Source organism: Streptomyces sp. NPDC002209, assembly GCF_042890265.1.
GTDB lineage: Bacteria > Actinomycetota > Actinomycetes > Streptomycetales > Streptomycetaceae > Streptomyces.
This window is the reverse complement of the sequence record NZ_JBIARX010000047.1, coordinates 1-1,087: the sequence shown is the minus strand read 5'-3', so window position 1 is coordinate 1,087 and position 1,087 is coordinate 1. Positions and strand designations below refer to the sequence as shown.

Annotated in this window: 1 protein-coding gene; it reads left to right on the top strand. The window is 67.4% G+C overall.

Annotated elements, in window-relative coordinates; translation table 11 throughout:
• The first annotated feature begins 103 nt into the window (after window positions 1-103).
• Window positions 104-1,087, top strand: a complete 984-nt coding sequence (locus ACFYXK_RS33965; RefSeq protein ID WP_389414659.1) for an IS481 family transposase — start codon at window positions 104-106, stop codon at window positions 1,085-1,087.

Here is a 1,087-nt window from a genome sequence, read left to right as displayed (position 1 = left end):
TGTATTGACCACGAGCGTTGTTAACGGTGCTGGGTCTTGATCATGGCGAAGACCTCCGGTGTGGTGGAGGTGTCTAGGCTCCACACCACGCACGGAGGTCTTCGTGTCCCACCGTAATGCCCGGCTGACCGTTCATGGCAGGCGGATCCTGGTCGAACGCGTCCTCGCGGGCCGTCCGGTCGCCCACGTGGCCGCCGAGATGGGCATATCGCGGCCCACCGCCCACAAGTGGGTGCGCCGTTGGCGGGCCGAGGGCGACGCGGGACTGCACGACCGGTCCAGCCGTCCCGGCCGCACCCCGCATCGCACCTCCGCAGCGATCGAGGCCGAGGCCTGCCGCCTGCGGACAAGCCGCAAGCTCGGGCCGGCCCGAATCGGACCGGTCCTGGGCCTGCCCGCCTCGACCGTGCACCGGATCCTTGTCCGCCACGGTCTGAACCGACTGGCCTGGCTGGACCGGCCCACCGGCGAACCGGTCCGCCGTTACGAGCGTGCCCGGCCGGGCGAGCTGGTGCACGTCGACATCAAGAAGCTGGGCAACATCCCCGATGGCGGCGGCCACAAGGTCATGGACCGCCGCCAGGCGATGGACAACAAGCTCGCCACCACCGGCAAGCGCAAGAACTGCAAGCCGGTGATCGGCTACTCGTTCATCCACTCCGCCGTCGACGACCACTCCCGCCTTGCCTACAGCGAGACCCTGACCGACGAGCGCAAGGAGACCGCCGCCGGATTCTGGGAGCGGGCGAATGCCTTCTTCCAGGCGCACGGCATCACCGTCGAACGGGTCCTGACCGACAACGGCTCCTGCTACAAGTCCAAGCTGTTCACCCAGACCCTGACCGCGGCCGGCATCGCCCACAAGAAGATCCGGCCCTACCGGCCGCAGACCAACGGCAAGGTCGAACGCTTCAACCGCACCCTGCTCGACGAATGGGCCTACCTGAGGCCCTACACCTCAAACGACGAGAGGACCGAAGCCCTGGCAGACTTCCTCCACACCTACAACCACCACCGCTGCCACACCGCACTGGGCGGACACCCGCCCATCAGCCGCGTGAACAACGCTGCGGGTCAATACACCTAG